The sequence below is a fragment of the Nonomuraea sp. 3N208 genome (assembly GCF_052245935.1).
GTDB lineage: Bacteria > Actinomycetota > Actinomycetes > Streptosporangiales > Streptosporangiaceae > Nonomuraea.
Window position 1 is genome coordinate 121632 of sequence record NZ_JBQQBR010000021.1, and the last position, 15781, is coordinate 137412.

The window sequence follows — 15781 nt, forward strand, 5'->3', positions numbered from 1 at the left end:
AAATCGATGGATGGGGGGAGAGTATGAGTCGCCCAAGCGGAGTGTCAAGGGTAGGATTCGCGACCGTCCAAGCGAGGGTGGGAGCTCAGGTGAATTCGCGGCAGCACACCTCAAGCAGGTCCGCGCGTTGGCGGGACATGGCGGAGCTGATCGTGCGACAGGGCTCGGCGACGGTGACGGAGCTCGCGGAGGGCTTCGCCGTGAGTGTGATGACCGTCCACCGCGACCTCGACGAGCTGGAGCGCCAGGGCATGGTGCGCAAGGTCCGTGGCGGTGCCACCGCTCAGGCCTCCAACATCTGGGAGAGCAACATCGCCTACCGCCTCCAGGCGCACACCGCGGCGAAGGACGCGATCGCGCAGGTGGTGGCGGGCATGATCGAGCCGGGCAGCTCCGTCATGCTGGACGACTCCACCACGGCGCTGGCCGTCGCGAGGCGGCTGAGCGAGATGGCGCCCCTGACCGTGGTGACCAACTTCCTGGAGGCGATCAGGCTGCTCGCCGGCACTCCCGACATCCGGCTCATCGCGCTCGGCGGCGAGTACCACGCCACCCACGACTCCTTCCTCGGCCTCGGCTGCGTGGATGCGGCCGAGGCGGTGAGCACCGACGTGGTCGTGGTCTCCACCTCGGCGATCTCCGACCAGTACGCCTTCCATCAGGAGCAGGAGATCGTCCTGGTCAAGCGGGCGATGCTGCGCTCGGGCACGCGCCGCATCCTGGCCGTCGACGGCTCCAAACTGGCGCGGGTGGCCCTGCACCGGGTCGCGCCCCTCGACGATTTCGACGTCATCGTGGTCGACTCCAACGCCCCCGCCGAGATGCTGCAGCGGCTTCGTGACCGTCACCGGCACGTCGAAGTGGCACAGATGTAACACATCGGCTTGATATTTGTAACTTGAGTCTTGTTAGGAACTTGTGCTGCTTGCTACAAAGTGAGGGCTTTCGCCCCCCACGTGAGGAAGCAGTATGCACGACGTCGCCCGCCGTTCCTTCCTCGGACTCGGCGGCTCCGCCTTAGCCCTCGCCTTCACCGCCCACCTGGCCGATCCCTGGACGGCGCAGGCAACCGTCAAAGGCGACTACCCGTTCCAGCTCGGCGTCGCGTCCGGAGACCCGCTGCCGGACCGGGTGATGCTGTGGACCCGCCTGGCCGTCAAGCCGCTCGAACCCCTCGGCGGCATGCCGTACAACAAGATCGCGGTCGACTGGGAGATCGCGGAGGACGAGGCGTTCACCCGGCGCGCCCGGCACGGCTCCGTCTGGGCCACCCCCGAATACGGCCACTCGGTTCACGTGGACGCCAAGGGCCTGCGTCCCGGCCGCGAGTACTTCTACCGCTTCCGCACCGGCGGCCAGATCAGCCCGGTCGGCAGGACCAGGACGGCGCCGGCGCCGGGCAGCAGCCCCGAGAGCATGAAGCTGGCCTTCGCCTCCTGCGCCCTGTGGCAGGACGGCTACTACACCGCCTACCGGCATCTCGCGGAAGAGGATCCCGATGTGGTCTTCCACCTGGGCGACTACATCTACGAGTACGGCATCGTGCCCTCCGGCGGACTGCGGCAGACGCCGGTGCCCGAGCAGTTCCGGGTGCAGTGCGACACCCTCGACCGCTTCCGCGTCCAGTACGGGCTCTACAAGAGCGACCCCGACCTGCAGGCCGCGCACCAGCGGGCGCCGTGGGTCGTCACCTGGGACGACCACGAGGTGCTCGACAACTGGGCGGGTCCGTACGGGCCCGGCGGCGAGGTGAGCGAGCAGGACTACCTGGTCATCCGCGCCAACGCCTTCCGGGCCTACTGGGAGAACCTGCCTATCCGGGTGCCTGCCGTGCACGGCCCCGACGCGCGGATCCACCGCAGGTTCACCTATGGCGACCTCGCCGAGTTCAACGTGCTCGACACCCGCCAGTACCGCGACGACCAGGTGTGCGGCGACGGGCAGCAGGTCGGGTGCGCCGAGCGCCTCGACCCCGCCAGGCAGATGCTCGGCGCCGAGCAGGAGCGATGGCTGCTCGACGGCCTCGGCGCCTCGCGTGCCAAGTGGAACGTGCTGGCCCAGCAGATCGCCATGATCCAGCTCGACTACGACGCCTCGCCCGCTCAGCGGCTCAGCATGGACCTCTGGGACGGATACAAGGCCGCCAAGGACCGCGTGCTGACCGGCATGGTCGAGCGCCGGGTCAGCAACCCCGTCGTGCTCACCGGAGACATCCACTACAACCTGGCGGGCGAGCTCAAGACGAACTTCGACGATCCGGCCTCGGCCACGGTCGGCGTGGAGTTCGTCGGCACCTCCGTCAGCAGTGGCGGCAACGGCAACGCCGCCGCCGGCCTGCCGCCCGGCGGCCGCGACGCCGTCAACCCGCATCTGCGTTTCTCCAGCTATCAGCGCGGCTACGTGTCCTGCCAGGTCACCAGGAGCCAATGGCAGGCCGACTTCAAGGTCGTCCCCTACGTCGACCGACCGGGCGCGCCGGTCTCCACCAGGGCCAGCCTCGTGACGCTCGACGGCGTTCCCGGGCTGCACGCGCTCTGACAGGAAGGAACGATCATGCGTCACCTCACCGCCGCGCTCGCCGTCGCTTGCGTCGCCGCCCTGCTGGCCGCGCCGGCCGCGGGCGCCGCCCCCCGGCGGCAGGACCCCTCTCCCGCCGCTAACCAGCCCGCGACGGTCCCTTCGGTACGCGTCAAGCCAGGCACCTCCAAGGGCACCGGCGAGCTGACCCCCATCGCGGGCGCCGACCGGCTGATCGCCCCGCTCGGCGTGGACGCCGCCTGCCCGGCCAAGATCGAGATCGGCCTGCGCAGCGACGCGAAGAAGCCCATCTACGCCGACCTGTTCGTAGAGATCGACCAGCCGCTCTCAGCCTCCCGCTCCATGCTGTCGAGCTACCTGCCACCCGGTTACGAGCTCGGTGCGAAGCTGCTGGTCGCCGTCCCGCCCACCACTCCCGAGGGCGAATACGGCCTGCGGCTGCGCGCCGGCGAGCGGATGCTGGCCGTGCCCGTCGAGGTCGTCACCCTGGACCGGCTCGACAACGGCGGCAACCTGGCACTGCGGCGCCCCGTCACGGCCTCCTCCCAGCACACCAACGCCAACTACCCGCCCTGCAGCATCGCCGACGGCGACACGAGCTCCAACGGCTGGGCCGGTGGCAACGGCTGGAACGACGCCACGGGCCGGACCTGGCCCGACACCGTGTCCGTCGCGCTCGGCGGCGCCAAGCAGGTCTCCCGCGTGGATCTGTACACCCTGAACACCGAACGCTACCCGGCCGCGACCTTCGGGCTGCGCGACTGGGACGTCCAGACCGGGCTGAACGGCCAGTGGCAGACGGTCGCGCAGGTGCGCGGGAACGTCGCGGGCAGCGTGCGCTCCGACTTCGCGCCCGTCACGGCGGACGCCGTCCGCATCGTCGCGCTGGCCTCGAACGGCGCCAACGACTACACCCGCATCATCGAGGTCGAAGTTCGCTGACCGAAGGGAGACCCTCATGAGCACAATCACCCGAGGCACGCCGCCCCGCACCAAGGTGGGCCTGGTCGCAGGTGGGCTCGGCGCCTACTGGCCGCAGTTCCCCGACCTGCTGCCGCAGCTTGAGCGCTCGTCCGCCCGGGTCGCCGAGCGGATGAAAGCACTGGACTGCGAGGTGGTGGACGTCGGCTTCATCTCCGACGCCCAGGAGGGCGCCGCGGCGGCCGAACGGCTGCGCGCGGCGGGCTGCGACCTCATCGTCGGGTTCCTCACCACGTACATGACCGCCACCATGCTCGTGCCGATCGCCCAGCGCAGCGGCGCGCCGGTGCTGCTGATCAACCTGCAGCCGACCGAGTCCATGGACCACGCCACCTTCGACACTGGCCAGTGGCTGGCCTACTGCGGCGCCTGCCCGCTGCCGGAGATGGCCAACGCCTTCATGCGCTGCGGTGTCCCGTTCCGCTCGGTGTCCGGCTACCTCGAGGACGAGCGGGCCTGGGAGAAGATCGGTCGGTGGGTTCGCGCGGCGGGGGTCAGGGCCGCGCTGCGACGGGGCCGGCACGGCCTCATGGGCCACCTGTATCCCGGCATGCTGGACGTGGCCACCGACCTCACCCTGGTGAGCGCCAACTTCGGCGGGCACGTCGAGGTGCTCGAGTTCGACGACCTGCGGGTACGCGTGGAGAAGGTCACCGACGCCGAGACCGAGGAGCGGACGAAGCTGGCCCGCGAGGTCTTCGATCTGGCCGACACCGTCAACGAGGACGACCTGTCGTGGGCGGCCCGCGTCTCGGTCGGGCTCGACCGGCTCGTGGCCGACTTCGAGCTGGACAGCCTGGCCTACTACCACCGCGGGCTGGACGGGGAGATCCACGAGCGGCTCGGCGCCGGCATGATCCTCGGCTCGTCCCTGCTCACCGCCCGCGGGGTCCCGGCGGCAGGCGAGTACGAGCTCCGCACCTCTCTCGCCATGCTGATCATGGACCGGCTCGGCGGCGGCGGCTCCTTCACCGAACTGCAGGCGCTCGACTTCGCTCGCGGCCACGTGGAGATGGGCCACGACGGGCCCGCCCATCTGGCGATCAGTTCGCGCCGGCCGCTCCTGCGCGGCCTCGGCGTCTATCACGGCAAGCGGGGCTGGGGCGTCTCGGTCGAGTTCGACGTGGCACGCGGGCCCGTTACCGCGTTCGGCCTGCGGCAGCGTCACGACGGGGCCTTCGGCTTCGTCGTCTCGCAGGGGGAGGTGGTGGCCGGCCCGCTGCTGCAGATCGGCAACACCACCTCGCGGGTGGACTTCGGGTGCGACCCTGGCGAGTGGACCGACGCCTGGAGCGCCACCGGCATCTCCCACCATTGGGCACTCGGCACCGGACACCGCGTCGCCGACCTGCGGGCGGTGGCCGACCTGCTCGGGGCCGAGCTCGTGCACGTCCAGCCCTGACCCGCCGCCGGGAAAGTGGTGCTGGACGTCACCACTCGGCGCAGAGCCGGTCGGCCGCCCGGAACGCCAGTGCCATGATCGTCAGCACGGGATTGACGGCGCCGTTGGTGACGTGCACGGAGGCGTCCATGACGTAGAGGTTGTCATGGCCGTGGACCCGGCCCCATCGGTCCACGACCGACGAGCGCTCGTCGTCGCCCATCCGGCACGTTCCCGACTGGTGCTGTCCCGCGTACAGGGCCGGGGGAGCGGGCTCCCCCCACGTCCGCCGCGCGCCCGAGGCGAGCAGCCATTCGCGGGCCCGGCCGGCGATGTAGGCGGCGGTACGCACGGTTTCCTGATGGGTCGTGCCGGACAGGCGGGCGACCGGGATGCCCCACCGGTCGCGCACGTGGCGGTCGAGCCGCGTCCTCGCGTGCGGGCTGGGGATCTCCTGGACCGGACCGCCCACCCGCATGACGCGGCGGTAGTTCTCGCGCATGTACCGCTTGTTCTCCCTGCCCCAGCGGGGCAGGTCAGGAGGCAGATTGCGGGCCCAGAAGGCGATCGGCAGCACGGTGAACTCGTCGGCGAGCATCGCCCCGCCGACGAGCCCGTCATTGTGGTGTGCGAACTTGAGCGTCGCCAGCGAGACGCCGGGCCCGAGCCCGTCGTACACCGGCTCGGGCATCTCGCCGAGAGCCCATGCGTAGGGGTGGCCCTGGAGGTGCCGCCCCACCTGATCGTGGTTGTTGCCCAGCCCGTACGGCTCCCGCCGGGTCGATGAGTTCTGCAGCAGCCGCGCGGTCTCGATCGCGCCGGCCGCGCAGACCACCACCTCGGCCTCGACGACGTGGCGCGCCCCTGACCGGTCCACCCAGCGCACGCCGGTGACCCGGCCGGCGGAGTCGCATTCGACCCGTTCGGCGACCGCCTCCGGCAGCAGCCGGGCGCGGCCGGTGGCGAGCGCGCGGCGCAGCACCGTGTTGTGCGAGCCGTTCTTCGCCTCCGCCCGGCAGGCGAAGCCGACACAATGCTGACAGCGGGTGCACGCGGCCCGTCCGGCGTACGGCACCGAGTTGATCAGCAGGGGCACCGGCAGCACGTCCCAGCCGAGTGCGGCCGCGCCGCCGCGCAGGGCTCCGGCCTGCGCGCCCTCAGGAAGCGGGGGCATGGGGTACGGCTTGGCGCGGGTCCAGTGACGGCTGCTCGCCTGGTGGTCGCCGCAGACCCCGATCTCCCACTCGGCACGCTCGTAAAAGGGCGCGAGGTCGTCGTAGCCGATGGGCCAGTCGGCGAGGCTGCTCCCCGCGGGGACGCCGTACGTGCTCGCCATGGTGAAGTCGGAGGGCAGGAACCGCCACGCCTGGGCCCCGTAGAGCCGCGTGCCGCCGCCGACCAGCGTGGCGTTGCCGTGGAAGCCGGGCTCGTGCGCCCGCACCTGATGCTCGCGGCCCGTCGCGTCGACGAAGACCCGAGGACCGTCCTCGTAGTCCGGCCCGGATCGGTGGGGGTAGCGGGCGATGCGGTGATTGCGCAGGTGGTCGCGTCCGATCTGCTCGTACGTGAGGTCGCGGCCGCGTTCCAGCACGACCACCTGCTTGCCCGCCTCGGCGAGGACCGCGGCGGCGACCCCGCCACCGGCGCCCGATCCGATCACGACCGCGTCCACCCGCATCAGCCGCGTACCTCGAACCCGATCATGCGCCAGGAGGCGGCGTCGTGGTTGCCGCCGTTGTCCGGATCGCCGTAGAAGCCCTCCATGACGTGTCCCACCACCGTGCTCACGAACACCGTCGCGTCGAACGGCCACGGTGTTCGGGTGGTGCCTGCCTCCACGTCCCGCAGCAGCGCCTCGCGCCGCTCGCACGGGAGCTCGGGGAAGCGCGCGCCGTGCCTCTCCAGCGCCTCGGCCTCGACGGCGTCGAGCCCCGCCGCATAGGACGCGCGCAGGTCGGATCGCCCCGCCAGGTAGTCCAGGACACCGGCCTCGGTGCCGCTCGGGTACTCGTCGGCGGGGACGATCGTGTCGACGACCGCGCTCAGCGTGGCGGCCTGCTCAGGAGTCAGTCCCGGAAACGGGGCGCCCGGCGCTCGCACGTGCTCTCCACCTCGATCACCTGTTGCCCTGGTGTTGCGCCACGTCTTTCTGTCCTTTCCCAGGTGGATCGTATGACTTCTGCACATGACGGCGCAGCCACAGGGGATAAGCCGGACCGGTCCCGCGACGCCCGCATGCTCTGCAAAGACAAGGAAATGATCATTATCGGTGCGCTACAGGGTGGATTGGCCGGGGTAGGCCCACATGGGCAGGGCCCGTCACCGACGAGCGGGCGCTCGTGCTTGCTCGACGGGGGGAGTGGCCGGTGAAGGTCGTCGTCGATCTGACGCGCTGCCAGGGCTACGGGCAGTGCGCCTTCCTCGCGCCGGACGTCTTCTCCATGCGAGAAGAGGCGCTGCTGTACGACCTGGACCCTGGCGACGAGCGGCGCGAGCACGTGCTGCGGGCGGCCGCCGCCTGCCCGGTCCAGGCCATCCATCTCGACTGGACGGCGACGCGGCACATGGTTGAGCAGGCCGGTCCGCCCGCCCGGGGGAAGACCGACGGCCGCATCGTCATCGTCGGGGCTTCGCTGGCCGGGGCGCGGGCCGCCGGTGTGCTCAGGCGGGAGGGCTTCGCCGGATCGCTGACGGTGATCGGCAACGAGCCCTACGAGCCGTACGACCGGCCTCCCCTGTCCAAACAGGTCCTCACCGGGCAGGTGCCGCCCGACCACACCATGCTGCCCCGCCTGCGCGAGGTCGAGGCCGAGTGGCTGTGGGGGACCCCGGCGACCGGGCTGGACATGGCCGGCAAGCGGGTACGCCTGGCCGACGGCCGCGAGATCGGCTTCGACCGGGTCCTGCTGGCCACCGGCACCCGCGCCCGGCCCTGGCCGAACGAGGCCGAGGCCGCACTGGACGGCGTCCACACGCTACGCACTCTGGGGGACGGCGCCCGGTTGCGGCAGGCGCTGGCGGCACGCCCGCGCCGCGTGCTCATCCTCGGCGCCGGGTTCACCGGCTGTGAGATCGCCTCCGTATGCCGCGAACTGGACCTGCCGGTGACAGTCGTCGAACGCGGCCCCGCCCCGCTCGTCAGCGCGCTGGGCGGCGTGATCGGCGACGTGGCGGCGCAGATGCACCGCGAGCACGGCGTGGACCTGCGGTGCCACACGACGGTCACGGCCCTGGAGGGCGACGGGGACGGGCGGCTGCGCGGAGCACGCCTGTCGGACGGCAGCACCGTGGAGGCCGACGTGGCCGTCGTCGCACTCGGCTCCGTCCGCAACGTCGAGTGGCTGCAGGACTCGGGGCTCGCCGCCGGTGTCTGGGGTGTGGCCTGCGACGCGGGCTGCCGCGCCGTGGACATCAACGGCCTGGTCACCGATGACGTCTTCGTCGCCGGCGACATCGCGCGTTTCCCGCACCCGCTCTACCAGTACCAGTTCATGACGCTGGAGCACTGGGGCAACGCGGTCGCCCAGGCCGAGATCGCCGCCCACAACATGATCAGCGACCAGGCGCACCGCTGGCCACACCTCTCGGTGCCGGTGTTCTGGTCCAGCCAATTCGGGGTCAACATCAAATCGGTCGGCGTGCCCACTTTCGCCGACGAGGTGGTCATCACCCAGGGCTCGATGGCCGAGCGCCGCTTCGTCGCCGTCTACGGGTACCAGGGCCGCGTCACGGCGGCGGTCACCTTCGATCAAGGGCTCTGGCTGGACTTCTACCAGCGGCTGATCGAGCAGGCCGCGCCGTTCCCGCCTGAGTTCCGCCACGTCGACCGGCGCGAGGCCGCGGGGCCCGTACCCGCACGGGTCCCCGAACGGCTGGTCGCCACGGCGGGGGCGACCGTCGTGGTGACCGGTCACGATCCGGCGGAACGCCGCGCGTCGCTGGTGCACGCGCCGCAGAGCTGACCGCCCAGCAGGAGAGCCCAGACAGGAGTGCAGGCCATGACATCGCACAGCGTCTTCGAGCGGATCCTGGACCCGTCGGGCCGTGCCGATCCCTACCCGCTCTTCGGCGAGTTCCGCAACAGCCCGGTGGCGCGGCAGGAGGACGGCACGTATGTCGTCAGCACGTACCGCGAGATCGTCGCGCTGCTGCACGACCCACGCGTCAGCTCCGACCGCCGCAACCTCGCCTCCGCGGCCGAGGCGCCGGACGGCGCATTCTCGTTCATCGGGCTCGACCCGCCCGAGCACGACCGGCTGCGCCGCCTGACCATGCGCCACTTCGGCCCGCCGCACTCACCGGGCACCGTCGACGGGCTGCGTCCGGCGATGCTCGCCATCACCACCGAACTGATCGACGCCATCGCCGGCAAGCGCCGGGCCGACCTCGTCGACGAGGTCGCCTACCCGCTGCCGGTCGCGGTGATCTGCCGCCTGCTCGGCGTACCGGAGGAGGACGAGCCGCAGTTCCACGCGTGGGCCGACCAGATCATCGAGACGTTCGGCCCGGGGGAGAAGGATCGGGCTGAGAGGGAGCGGGAACGCCAGGCCGTGGCGCAGAAGCTGGAAAGCTACCTCGCCGGCCTTGCCGAGGACCGCCGGCGGCAGCCGGGGGAGGACCTGCTGTCCGGGTTCGTCACCTACCAGGGCCCCGAGGGCGGCATGACGCCGCAGGAGGTCGTCGGCACCGCGGTGCTGCTGCTGATCGCCGGACACGAGACCACCATCAACCTCATCGCCAACGGCATGCTCACCCTGCTACGCCATCCGGACCAGCTGGAACGCGTCCGCGCCGAGCCCGGCCTCATCGTCCCCGCCGTCGAGGAACTGCTGCGCTACGAGCCACCCGTACAACTCGTGTCCTCGCGGGTGGCCCTCGACGACATCACCATTGCCGGCACCACCATCCCGGCCGGATCGCCCATCGTCCTCGCCCTGGCCGCGGGCAGCCGCGACCCGGCCCACACGGTGGATCCGGACCGCTTCGACCCCTGCCGCGCCCGCAACGAGCACCTGGGCTTCGGCGGCGGCGTCCACTATTGCTTCGGCGCGCCGCTGGCCAGGCTCGAGACCCAGATCGCGCTGGCCGAACTCGTCCGCCGGCTGCGCAATCCCCGGCTGGTCGCCGACCCGCCGCCCTACCGGCCGAGCCCCGTCCTGCGCGGGCCATGCCACCTGTTGATCGACTACGATGGCGTCGAACCCGCGTGAGCCCGGGCACTCCCGCCTGCGGCTTGGGCCAGGGGTGGCTCTCGTCGTCCAGCGGCCCAAGACGTGGCCCGCAGTACGGGGCTGAAACGCCGGTTCGAATCCGGTCGAGAGCCGATGCCATCCTGCGGTGCTCGGATCGGCAAGGCACTGATCGTGCTGACCGCCGTCGGGCTCACCGGCATCACCAGCGGGCTGATCGCGATCCACTCGGTGTGATGCGCGGACGTCCGTCTCCTCGGCCGGACGGGCGTTCGTCCGGCCGACGTCAGGAGCTCGTGAGGATGACGAGTTGCCGGGTCGCTCGGGTCATCGCGACATAGCGGTCGACCGCTCCTTCGATGCCCTGGCCGAACGCCTCTGGGTCGATGAGGACGACCAGGTCGAATTCGAGCCCCTTCGACAGCTCCGGGGTCAGCGACTGGACCCGGGACGTCGTCCGGAATGTGGGATCCCCGATGACGCAGGCGGTCCCGTCGGCATGTGCGGCGAGCCAGGTGTCGAGGATCGAGCTCAGATCCGAAGCAGATCCGTGTACGACGGGGACGCCGCTGCTGCGGATGGAGGACGGCACGTTGGCGTCCGGGAGCACGGCCCGGATGACCGGCTCGGCTTCCGCCATGATTTCTTCCGGCGTCCGGTAGTTGATGCTCAGGGAGGCCAAGTTGATCCGGTCGAGCCCGATCCGCTCGAGCCGTTCCTGCCACGACTCCGTGAACCCGTGCCTGGCCTGGGCACGATCCCCGACGATGGTGAAGCTCCGGGACGGGCACCGGAGCAGCAACATCTGCCACTCCGCATCGGTCAGTTCCTGAGCCTCGTCCACGACGATGTGCGCGAACGGGCCGGCGAGCCGGTCCGGATCGACGCCGGGCAGTGCGGTCTCGTCGACCAAGGCGTCCTGGATGTCCTGTCCGCGCAGCATCGTCACCAGACCTTCACCGTCGTCATCGGTCTCGAGCAGGTTGTCGACGACCTGCGCCATGCGCTCGCGTTGGGCGGCGACGGCGGCGTCATGCCGACGCTTGCGTCGCGACGCCTCCGGGTCGCCGAGCCGCTGCCGTGCTGTGTCCAGGAGCGGCAGGTCGGACACGGTCCAGGCCTGGGCGTCCGTACGCTGCAGCCGCTGAACCTCATCGGGGCTGAGCCAGGGAGCGCACATCCGCAGGTAGGCGGGCACCGACCACAGGTCTCCGACGAGGTCAGCCGCTTCGAGCAGCGGCCACGCGCGGTTGAAGGTCGTGAGCAGCTCCCTGTTCCGCATCAGCGACTTGCGGAGCAGGTCGGCCGGGGCTTCGCCGTCATGCTTGTCCACCAGGATCGTGAGCAGCTCCTGCCAGATCTGGTCGCGCGCCTCGTTGTGCGGAGTACCGGGTTCTGCTGCTTCGAACGCCTCGGCCCAATCCTCGGCGCTCAGCCAGATGTCGGACCAGTGGGTCGTGACCGTCATCCCCTTGGTGGGCGGGTTCTCGTAGAACCTGACGGCCGGCTCGATCGCCTTCACCAGGTTCGCGGACGACTTCAGGCGGGCCACGTCCGGGTCGGCCTCGATCGCTGCTGCGGCGCCCTCCGCGACGAGGTCCCGCAGAGTGCAGGTCTGCACGCCCTCCTCTCCGAGGCTGGGGAGGACGTCGGCGACGTAGGCCAGGTAGGGCTGGTGCGGACCGACGAACAGCACGCCGCCCCGGCGGTGACCGAGGCGAGGGTCGGAGTAGAGGAGGTAGGCGGAGCGGTGCAGAGCGACGACGGTCTTCCCCGTACCTGGCCCGCCGTCGACGACGAGAGCGCCGCGGGATCCCGCTCGGATGATGGCGTCCTGGTCGGCCTGGATGGTGCCGAGCACGTCTCGCATCCGTGGCGACCGGCTGCTGCCCAGGCTGGCGATGAAGGCGGACTGGTCGTCGAGCGCGGCGTGCCCGACAAGCCCGTCCGAGGTGAACACCTCGTCCCAGTAGTCGCTGATCCGGCCGCGGGTCCAGCGATACCTGCGGCGGCTCGCCAGACCCATCGGGTTGGCGTGGGTGGCTCCGAAGAACGGCTCAGCCGCGGGGGAGCGCCAGTCGAGCAGCAGCCGACGACCCGCGCTGTCCGTAAGGCCAAGCCGTCCGACGTACACGGGCTCGGGGTCGTCCGCGCTGACCATGTGTCCGAGGCACAGGTCCAGACCGAAGCGACGCAGTGCGCGCAGGCGAGCGGTCAGCCGGTGGATCTCCATGTCCCGGTCCATCGCCTGCCGGCCTATGCCGCCGGGCGCCTTGCGCTCGGCATCGAGGCGGTCGGACAGCTCGGCGATCGTTTGCTCGAGGCTCTCCGCGATGGCCGCGAAGTGCTGCTCATCGCCGGCGATCAGCGCCGGGTCGGCCTTGGGGGAGAGGTGGTCGGGAAGGTCAAACGCCCTGGTAGTCAGGGGGTTCACGTCATTAACTCCGATCTGAGGTCGCTTGCGACCATTACGTGCAGCAAGGCGTTCGCGTGGTTCACGCGGACACGGGCGGCCTTTCCCGGCTGATCGCGTCGAGCAGCAGCTTCGCGGCCACCGTCGCCCCGTCGGTGCGGATCGTGCCGGCCACGGCGGTCGCTCGCGCGCGGGTCTCGGGGGTCAGGGCCGTTCTGAGCGCGGCTGACAGGGACTCGACGGTCGGAGCCGGACCGTCGTGTGCCGCGCCGATGCCCAGGTCGGCCACTCGGCCGGCCCAGTACGGCTGGTCCACCGCCTGGGGTACCACCACCTGAGGCGCACCGGCCCGGGCGGCCGTCGTCGTGGTGCCCGCGCCGCCGTGGTGCACGACGGCGGCCACCCGGCCGAACAGTGCCTGCTGGTTGACCTTGCCGACGACGAAGCAGTCGTCCCGGTCGTCGATCAGGGCCAGGTCGGCCCAGCCGCGGGCCACGACCGCGCGGCGGCCCTGCGCGCGGACCGCCTCGATGGCCACCTGGGCGACGTCCGTCGATGCGTGCATGGGCATGCTGCCGAAGCCTACGTACACCGGTGGTGTGCCGGCGTCGAGGAACGCCACCAACTCGGCCGGGAGTGGGTGAACGTCGGGCAGGATCCACGCGCCGGTCTGGACGACGTCGAGGTCCGGCGTCTCCTGCCACGGGTCCAGGATCGGGTCCGTCGCCAGCCACGGCTGGTCGCCGATGACGTAGTCGCGGACGTCGTCCACCGGTGGCAGGCCGATCGACGCCCGGTTCGTGTTGAGCGCCGCACCGAACAGCGCGTTGATGCTCTGGGCGTCCAGATCCCACAGCACCCGGTTGTCGGTCACCTCCGGCGGGAACGGCCGGCCCGGATACGCCAGCGGCGGGTGGTGCGGCGACGGCAGGGTGAGCTGCTGGAAGGTCACGGACACGGAGCGGATGCCCAGTTTCTCGGCCACCGACCGCGCGCCTGCCGCGGCAGGCATCACGCCGGTCGCCACCAGCGCGTCACATCCCCCGGCCGCCGCGGTGACCGCGTCGAACTGGCTGGCGATCAGCTCGGCCGCGCGCTGGGGCAGGGACGACGGCGCCGGCGCCGCGGTCGTCAGCGCGCGCGCCGACCGGCCGACCGGCACCAGCGGCACGCCGACAGCGGCCAGCCGCTGCGCGAAGTCCTCATCCGGCGGCGCGCACACCCGCACCTCCGCGCCGAGTTCCCGCAACCGCGCCGCGAGTCCCACCAGCGGTTCGACGTCCCCGCGCGACCCATACGTCGACAACAACACACGCACTGCGCAACCCCCATTTCCGCAGGTTCTGGCCTCGGCCAGCGATTCTGCAGCACGACCCGGGTCTTGCCGCAAGCCCCCCGGTGCGCTATACGTTGAGAGTGGAAAGGAGCGGGTGCTCCCCTTTCCCCCTCATCGTCCACTGTGGACGGACAACCTCCTCGCGAAGTGGCGGCGCGCCGCGTACGCCGACGTCACCTGAACCGACCTGGTTGCTCGCATGGGCGACACGCGAGATCCCGAGGGACGCTCCTGCGAGAGTAACGCCCGGATCAGAGCCCGGCGACGAGATCGCGGAGCGTTACGCGATCAGGGTGGCGGAGCGTGCAAGCGCACCCGGCCGCCGCCGCCGGCCTTTCTGTCGCTGACGGCGATCACTAAGTGTGATTCCAGCACTCATCACCAACCGCCCAATCACCCGCCACCCTCGGATCGACCAGGTCGGCGAGTAGACGACGGCCGCCACAGAGCGTGACGAACGGATTTTGCTACAAGTTCCGAAATTGTTCCGTGACGGGTCCGCCGCACCACCGAAACACGCCATACATAGCGTCACTATCGGCTGCATAGGCGCCATTGGATCCATCTGATCAAAAAAGCTACTTTCGCCGAAAATCACCTCACCGTGATCAGCGCCTTCATGTGACAGGAGCCCCCCAGTGTCCAACCTCTCCCGACGCGGTGCCCTACGGCTGACCGCCGGCCTGGCTCTCAGCTGCACCCTTACCCTGGCGGGCTGTGGGCGCAGTGATGACACTGCCGCGACAGGCACCGCCAAGCCCATCGACGAATCCCCGGCCACCGGCACCGTCAATGTCTGGGCCGCCCAGGGCGATGCCGACGTGCTCGACAAGGTCATCGCGCCCTTCAAGGCCGCGAACCCGGACGTCACGGTGAAGTTGACGCTGATCCCGAACGCCGAGTACTACACCAAGCTCCAGTCGGCGATCGCGGCGGGCAATGGACCCGATGTCGCCCAGTTCTTCCCCGAGTCGCAGGCGCAGTTCCTCAATCCGTCGATCCTTCAGGCCGTTCCTGACGGCCTCCTCGACCCTGGCGGTTTCTTCAAAAGCCTCTGGGACGCGGGCATGGTCAAGGGCGTCGCCTACACGGTGCCCTGGTACGCCTACACCTACGCGCTCGTCTACCGCTCCGACCTGGCGGAGAAGGCGGGTGTCAAGGCGCCGACCACGTGGGACGGCATGGTGCCGTTCTTCAAGGCGCTCCAGGGCGCCGGCGCCGGGCGCGGCCTCGGGGCCGACATCGGCTGGGACATCTTCAACGGCCAGGACGTCGCGATGTACGCCTGGCAGGCGGGCGGCTCACTGCTCTCCGCCGACGGCAAGTGGACGCTGGACACGCCGGCGATGGTCGACGCACTGAAGTACAACGCGTCGTTCTTCACCTCGGGCGTCGCCGACACCAGCGGGCCCACGTTTCTCGACGCGCAGCCGTACTTCGTCGCCGGCAAAACCGCCTCCATGATCACTGGCCCGTGGGTCGTCGGTCAGCTCGACACCGCCGCGAAGAAGACCGGCTGGACGGCGTCTCACGTCGCGACCGCACCGCTGCCGGCCGGGACGTCGGGCAGCGTCTCCTTCTCCGCGGGCGGCACTTGGGGTGTGCTCGCCGGCAGCGGCAACGCGACCGCGTCATGGAAGCTCATCCGGTACATCTCGCAGCCGAGCACCCAGGTCGCGCAGTACAAGGCGTACAGCTCGCTGCCGGCCGTCGTGTCGGCCTGGGACGACCCGGCCATCAAGGGCCAGCCGCTCCTCGACGCCTTCTTGACCCAGCTGAAGAACACCCGGGCGTTCCCGCAGGTGAGCACCTGGCAGCAGGTCGCGACCCGGCTGGGCAAGGAGATGGAAGCGGTGGCCAAGGGCAAGCAGACCGCCGAAAAGGCCGCCGCGAGCGTCCAGGCGTACGCCGAGAGCCTCGGCACGGGTACGGGGTGATCTCCG

11 protein-coding genes and 1 tRNA gene are annotated in these 15781 nt (G+C 70.6%); 8 read left to right on the plus strand and 4 right to left on the minus strand.

Annotation, left to right across the window (positions count from 1 at the left end; translation table 11 throughout):
- The first annotated feature begins 137 nt into the window (after positions 1–137).
- The 4 genes from ACTWPT_RS30145 to ACTWPT_RS30160 all read left to right on the plus strand — a co-directional run bounded on the left by ACTWPT_RS30145 (position 138) and on the right by ACTWPT_RS30160 (position 4921).
- The gene (locus ACTWPT_RS30145) at positions 138–875 is read left to right on the plus strand and encodes a DeoR/GlpR family DNA-binding transcription regulator (protein WP_443180857.1); all 738 of its coding nucleotides are present in this window, start codon (positions 138–140) and stop codon (positions 873–875) included.
- A gap of 94 nt (positions 876–969) precedes the next feature.
- Positions 970–2538 (plus strand): alkaline phosphatase D family protein, encoded by a 1569-nt coding sequence (locus ACTWPT_RS30150; protein ID WP_443180858.1) that lies wholly within the window; start codon positions 970–972, stop codon positions 2536–2538.
- A 15-nt stretch (positions 2539–2553) separates the two neighbouring features.
- Positions 2554–3480 carry a discoidin domain-containing protein gene (locus ACTWPT_RS30155; protein ID WP_443180859.1) on the plus strand — a complete coding sequence of 309 codons (927 nt, stop codon included), beginning with the start codon at positions 2554–2556 and terminating at the stop codon, positions 3478–3480.
- A 16-nt stretch (positions 3481–3496) separates the two neighbouring features.
- Positions 3497–4921, plus strand: coding sequence for an arabinose isomerase (locus ACTWPT_RS30160; RefSeq protein WP_443180860.1), 1425 nt, complete (start codon positions 3497–3499; stop codon positions 4919–4921).
- A gap of 28 nt (positions 4922–4949) precedes the next feature.
- Here ACTWPT_RS30160 and ACTWPT_RS30165 read toward each other — a convergent pair whose 3' ends face one another.
- Positions 4950–6578, minus strand: a complete 1629-nt coding sequence (locus ACTWPT_RS30165; protein ID WP_443180861.1) for a GMC oxidoreductase — start codon at positions 6576–6578, stop codon at positions 4950–4952.
- Positions 6578–7000, minus strand: coding sequence for a gluconate 2-dehydrogenase subunit 3 family protein (locus ACTWPT_RS30170; protein ID WP_443180862.1), 423 nt, complete (start codon positions 6998–7000; stop codon positions 6578–6580). The genes ACTWPT_RS30165 and ACTWPT_RS30170 overlap by 1 nt, the downstream gene beginning before the upstream one ends.
- Before the next feature lie 266 nt (positions 7001–7266).
- Here ACTWPT_RS30170 and ACTWPT_RS30175 point away from each other — a divergent pair, with 266 nt between their 5' ends.
- The 3 genes from ACTWPT_RS30175 (at position 7267) to ACTWPT_RS30185 (ending at position 10223) form a co-directional block, all read left to right on the plus strand.
- Positions 7267–8862: an FAD-dependent oxidoreductase gene (locus ACTWPT_RS30175; RefSeq protein WP_443180863.1), complete on the plus strand. Its 1596-nt coding sequence runs from the start codon at positions 7267–7269 to the stop codon at positions 8860–8862.
- A 36-nt stretch (positions 8863–8898) separates the two neighbouring features.
- The gene (locus tag ACTWPT_RS30180; RefSeq protein ID WP_443180864.1) at positions 8899–10110 is read left to right on the plus strand and encodes a cytochrome P450; all 1212 of its coding nucleotides are present in this window, start codon (positions 8899–8901) and stop codon (positions 10108–10110) included.
- A 37-nt stretch (positions 10111–10147) separates the two neighbouring features.
- Positions 10148–10223 (plus strand) — tRNA-Thr (locus ACTWPT_RS30185).
- Positions 10224–10375: 152 nt separating this feature from the next.
- On the opposite strand, the gene helR is transcribed toward ACTWPT_RS30185, so the two are convergent.
- Entirely contained in the window at positions 10376–12523 is a 2148-nt protein-coding gene (helR, locus tag ACTWPT_RS30190) for an RNA polymerase recycling motor ATPase HelR (RefSeq protein ID WP_443180865.1), read from the minus strand.
- Between the two features lie 61 nt (positions 12524–12584).
- Entirely contained in the window at positions 12585–13820 is a 1236-nt protein-coding gene (locus ACTWPT_RS30195) for a glycosyltransferase (protein ID WP_443180866.1), read from the minus strand.
- A 656-nt stretch (positions 13821–14476) separates the two neighbouring features.
- Here ACTWPT_RS30195 and ACTWPT_RS30200 point away from each other — a divergent pair.
- Positions 14477–15775: an extracellular solute-binding protein gene (locus tag ACTWPT_RS30200; RefSeq protein ID WP_443180867.1), complete on the plus strand. Its 1299-nt coding sequence runs from the start codon at positions 14477–14479 to the stop codon at positions 15773–15775.
- Positions 15776–15781: the final 6 nt, after the last annotated feature.

What these genes read in the sequence shown, in the direction of transcription:
- ACTWPT_RS30145 (WP_443180857.1), top strand. Translation starts at nt 138, where the DNA reads ATGGCGGAGCTGATCGTGCGACAGGGCTCGGCGACGGTGACGGAGCTC.
- ACTWPT_RS30150 (WP_443180858.1), top strand. Translation starts at nt 970, where the DNA reads ATGCACGACGTCGCCCGCCGTTCCTTCCTCGGACTCGGCGGCTCCGCC.
- ACTWPT_RS30155 (WP_443180859.1), top strand. Translation starts at nt 2,554, where the DNA reads ATGCGTCACCTCACCGCCGCGCTCGCCGTCGCTTGCGTCGCCGCCCTG.
- ACTWPT_RS30160 (WP_443180860.1), top strand. Translation starts at nt 3,497, where the DNA reads ATGAGCACAATCACCCGAGGCACGCCGCCCCGCACCAAGGTGGGCCTG.
- ACTWPT_RS30165 (WP_443180861.1), bottom strand. Translation starts at nt 6,578, where the DNA reads ATGCGGGTGGACGCGGTCGTGATCGGATCGGGCGCCGGTGGCGGGGTC.
- ACTWPT_RS30180 (WP_443180864.1), top strand. Translation starts at nt 8,899, where the DNA reads ATGACATCGCACAGCGTCTTCGAGCGGATCCTGGACCCGTCGGGCCGT.